5 protein-coding genes are annotated in these 4,874 nt (G+C 37.8%); 4 read left to right on the top strand and 1 reads right to left on the bottom strand.

Translation table 11 applies throughout. The features are described 5' to 3' along the window. On the top strand, positions 1-126 hold a 126-nt coding region (locus ACIQ32_RS11180; RefSeq protein WP_396195775.1), incomplete at its 5' end, for a DUF4293 family protein. Positions 127-397: 271 nt separating this feature from the next. Here ACIQ32_RS11180 and ACIQ32_RS11185 read toward each other — a convergent pair. After that, the gene (locus tag ACIQ32_RS11185) at positions 398-889 is read right to left on the bottom strand and encodes a metallophosphoesterase family protein (RefSeq protein WP_396195771.1); all 492 of its coding nucleotides are present in this window, start codon (positions 887-889) and stop codon (positions 398-400) included. A gap of 134 nt (positions 890-1,023) precedes the next feature. On the opposite strand from ACIQ32_RS11185, the gene truA reads away from it, so the two are divergent. The 3 genes from truA to lpdA all read left to right on the top strand — a co-directional run. Then, positions 1,024-1,761, top strand: coding sequence for a tRNA pseudouridine(38-40) synthase TruA (gene truA, locus ACIQ32_RS11190; protein ID WP_396195772.1), 738 nt, complete (start codon positions 1,024-1,026; stop codon positions 1,759-1,761). Position 1,762: 1 nt separating this feature from the next. Next, positions 1,763-3,517: an ABC transporter ATP-binding protein gene (locus tag ACIQ32_RS11195; protein ID WP_396195773.1), complete on the top strand. Its 1,755-nt coding sequence runs from the start codon at positions 1,763-1,765 to the stop codon at positions 3,515-3,517. A gap of 101 nt (positions 3,518-3,618) precedes the next feature. Beyond that, positions 3,619-4,874: dihydrolipoyl dehydrogenase (lpdA, locus tag ACIQ32_RS11200; protein WP_396195774.1), on the top strand; the 1,256-nt coding region annotated here is incomplete at its 3' end.

The following is a 4,874-nucleotide window of genomic DNA, read 5'->3' on the forward strand; positions in this document are numbered from 1 at the left end:
ACTGCTGTTCCTGAGAAAGGTGTTGGGATGTTCTTACCTATTTTTTCTATCGTATTCTTGGTTTTGGCCAACAAAGCCATCAAAAAGGATGAAGATCTTGTAAAATCTGTGGATCGATTGCGATAAACCTATAAACTTAGTTTTTTAGTGCTGCGAAAAACCCGTCTCGTTAAACAGACGGGTTTTTTATTTTTAACAACATAGATATAGATTATAAAATGGCACACGGATGACACGGATTTGACTGATTAAAACAAATTAAAAGAATCTGTGAAAATCCGTTGAATCCGTAAAATCTGTGGTTAAAATAAGAACTGTGGTAATATCAATATCAAAAATCAATAAAAATACTTAACGATAAACTCCTTACTCAATACTACTAACTCCAAACTGAACACTACTTCCCTAACTCAATAATCTCTAAATTTTGGATTTTATCGCCATCAATCTCAAAACGCAACATGGTTCTGACTTGGTGAAAGCCATAAATCCCGCAAGCACCGGGATTCATGTGTAGTAAATTCAAACTCTTATCAAATTGCACTTTCAATATGTGCGAATGTCCGCAAATAAAAAGCTTTGGTGGATTTTTTTGAATTGCCGTTCTGATGGCTTGGTTGTAATTTCCGGGATAACCACCAATATGAGTAATCCAAACCTCAACGCCTTCACAAAGAAAACGATTGTGCAACGGAAATTCCATTCGCGCTTTGTCGTCGTCAATATTACCGTAAACAGCTCGCAAAGGTTTAATTGCTTTTATGGTATCAGTAACCTTTAAATCTCCTATGTCTCCGGCATGCCATACTTCATCGGCCAAACGAACATATTTCACAATCGACTCATCAATGTGACTGTGGGTATCGGAAAGGAGTAGGATTTTTTTCAAATTAAAAGGCGCTAAGATTCTAAGGCACTAAGGTGCTGAGATTGCAAATATAAGTAACGAAATTATGAAAACTTTAAACATCCAATTTAAAAACCTTTGTACCTTTACGCGACAATAATTTAGGCACTGCAAACTTGAGATATTTTATCGAATTGGCTTACAAAGGGACTAATTATCACGGATGGCAATACCAACCGGATGCTAATTCTGTACAAGAAACCTTGAACAAAGCGTTATCGGTTTTATTGAAGAAAGCAATCGACATTGTTGGCGCCGGTAGAACCGATACTGGTGTGCATGCCAAAAAAATGTACGCCCACTTTGATTATGAAACGGAAATCGATGGCCCGAAATTGGTCCACAAACTCAATTCTTATCTTCCTAAAGACATTGTAATTTACAAAATAATTCGTGTAGCCGATGAAGCCCATGCCCGATTCGACGCTACCAAAAGAACCTACGAATACCATATTCATACGTTTAAAGATGCTTTTGAAACCGATGGCAGTTGGCTACACCAATTGCCACTCGACATTGCTAGAATGAACGAAGCTTGTCAAATTCTTTTCAAACACAATGATTTCGAATGCTTTTCTAAAACACATTCCGATGTCAGAACTTTTAATTGTGTTATTTTTGAAGCGCATTGGCAACAAAACGAGACTAAATTGGTATTTACCATATCCGCCGATCGCTTTTTAAGAAACATGGTTAGAGCTATTGTCGGCACTATGATTAACATAGGTTTAGGCAAAATTACTCTCGACGATTTTGAAAAAATTATAGAAAGCAAAGACCGCGGAAAAGCAGGATTTTCGGTTCCCGCTCACGGTCTTTACTTAACCCAAATTAAATACGACTATATCCCATAAAATGCAGGCAAAAGCTTTCGACTCCAATTTATTCAAACGTATTTTAAAATACACCAAGCCTTACAAGAAAAGGTATTACGGTGTGGTTTCGTTTGCGGTATTGCTTTCGGTTTTTGCGGCCCTTCGCCCTTATTTATTGAAACAAACTGTTGATGAATACATCAAACCTAAAGACGAACACGGTTTGTTGTTTTACATTTCTATTATGGGAGTAGTATTGCTTTTGGAAACACTGTCGCAATTTTACTTCGTATATTGGGCCAACTGGCTTGGACAAGACATCATTAAAGACATACGAACTAAATTGTTCAAACACATGCTCAGTTTCCGAATGAAATATTTTGACCACGCACCGGTAGGTCAATTGGTAACGCGCTCGGTTTCCGATATCGAACAAATTGCTCGTATTTTCAGTCAAGGATTGTTTATGATCATCAGTGATATGCTGAAAATGCTGGTGGTTTTGGCTTTTATGTTCTATATGAATTGGCGCCTGACATGGATAGTAATTTTAGCCATGCCTATCCTGGTATATGTTACCCGAGTTTTCCAACGAAAAATGCAAGTGGCTTTTGAGGAAGTGCGCAACCAAGTGGCCAATATGAATACCTTCGTGCAAGAGCGCGTTACCGGTATGAAAATAGTTCAGCTTTTCAACCGTGAGCAAATTGAGTACGAAAAATTCAAAGAAATCAATCAAAAACACAATAAAGCCTGGATTAAAACCATTTTATACAACTCCATCTTTTTCCCTATTGCGGATATCATCTCCTCATTAACCTTGGGTGCCGTAATATTATATGGTGGTTTTCATATTTTAGACGGAGACAAATTCACCACTTTTGGGGATATGTTTTCCTACACTATGTTTATTGGAATGCTATTCAACCCGTTGCGTCAAATTGCGGATAAATTCAACGAGATGCAAATGGGGATGATTGCGGCCAATCGAGTTTTTGATATATTGGATACCAATCAAGATGTACAGGAAAACGGTACCATAGTAGCTTCTCATTTTAAAGGAAATATCCGATTTGAAAATGTACATTTTGGTTACAATGATAAGGAAGAAGTTATAAAGGGGATCAACTTGAATGTAAAATCAGGTGAAACCATCGCCATAGTTGGGGCAACCGGTGCCGGAAAATCCACTATTATCAATTTACTGAATCGCTTTTATGAAATCAATTCGGGCAACATTTATGTGGATGACCAAAACATCAATGATTTTGAATTAGAAAGTTTACGCCAACAAATTGCCATTGTTTTACAAGATGTTTTCCTCTTTGCTGATACTATACACAATAACATTACGCTCAACAACCCTAATATCAGTCGGGAAGATGTTATTGAAGCGGCCAAGAAAATCGGGGTTCACAAATTCATTAAAACCTTACCCGGTGGTTATGACTATGATGTGAAAGAGCGTGGCGTAATGCTCTCATCGGGTCAAAGACAATTGATTGCTTTTCTTAGGGCTTATGTCAACAATCCGAGTATTTTAATTTTAGACGAAGCCACGTCATCAATTGACACTTACAGCGAAGAATTGATTCAGAAAGCTACGGAAAAAATCACTCAAGGCAGAACTTCTATTATTATTGCCCATCGTTTGGCTACAATTATCAAAGCAGACAAGATTATTGTAATGGATAAAGGTAAAATTGTGGAAGAAGGAACACACCAAGAATTAATCAATCTTGATCAAGGATATTATAAAAATTTATACGATTCACAGTTTGCCACGGAAAGCTAAGTTTTCAAAATAATTGCTTAAATTCGCAATCTCAATTAATACAAAAATGTCACTAGCATCCGCAATTGCATTTTTATCAATTTAAAATAATCTTTTTAAAAATGAAATACGATATTATAGTTTTAGGAAGTGGTCCGGGCGGTTATGTTACGGCCATCCGTGCTTCGCAATTGGGCTTTAAAGTAGCCGTAATCGAAAAGGAAAACCTTGGAGGTATTTGTTTGAATTGGGGTTGTATTCCAACCAAAGCATTATTGAAATCGGCTCAGGTTTTTGACTACCTAAAACATGCTTCAGACTATGGTTTGACCGTGAAAGAGTTTGACAAAGATTTCAATGCCGTTATTGCCCGTTCTCGTGGCGTAGCTGATGGCATGAGTAAAGGAGTTCAATTCTTAATGAAGAAAAATAAAATTGACGTTATCGATGGTTTTGGTAAAATAAAACCGGGCAAAAAAGTTGCTGTAACAGCAGCAGACGGAAAAGTAACTGAATATTCAGGTGACCACATTATCATTGCTACCGGTGCTCGTTCAAGAGAATTGCCCAACCTACCGCAAGACGGCGTGAAAGTAATTGGTTATCGTCAAGCCATGACTTTACCAAGTCAGCCGAAAAAGATGATTGTGGTTGGTTCCGGTGCGATTGGAGTGGAATTTGCCCATTTTTACAACGCGATGGGAACTGAAGTAACTATTGTTGAGTTTATGCCGAATGTAGTTCCGGTAGAAGACGAAGACATCTCAAAACAATTTGAGCGTTCATTGAAAAAATCGGGTATTACAGTTATGACCAATTCCTCGGTAGAAAGAATTGACACTACCGGAAATGGTGTAAAAGCTTTTGTAAAAACTGCCAAAGGTGAAGAAGTTTTAGAAGCTGATATTTTATTGTCGGCTGTAGGAATTAAAACCAATATCGAAAACATCGGATTGGAAGAAACCGGAATTAAAACCGATAAAGATAAAATTTTGGTGAACGAATTTTACCAAACCAATGTAGCCGGTTATTATGCTATTGGCGATGTAACTCCCGGACAAGCTTTGGCACACGTAGCTTCTGCTGAAGGGATTTTGTGTGTGGAAAAAATTGCCGGTCTACATGTTGAAGCCTTAGACTACGGAAACATTCCGGGTTGTACTTATGCCACTCCGGAAATTGCTTCAGTGGGTATGACAGAAAAACAAGCCAAAGAAAAAGGATACGAATTGAAAATTGGTAAATTCCCTTTTACAGCTTCAGGAAAAGCGAAAGCTGCCGGAACTCCGGATGGATTTGTTAAAGTAATTTTTGATGCCAAATACGGTGAATGGTTGGGTTGTCATATGATTGGCGCGGGAGTAACCGATATGATAGC

Origin of the sequence: Flavobacterium sp., assembly GCF_044373165.1 — a bacterium.
In the GTDB taxonomy this organism is placed as follows: Bacteria; Bacteroidota; Bacteroidia; order Flavobacteriales; family Flavobacteriaceae; genus Flavobacterium.

Bases quoted from the DNA above. Each gene is read 5' to 3' on its own strand.
- ACIQ32_RS11195 (WP_396195773.1), top strand. From the start codon at position 1,763: ATGCAGGCAAAAGCTTTCGACTCCAATTTATTCAAACGTATTTTAAAA.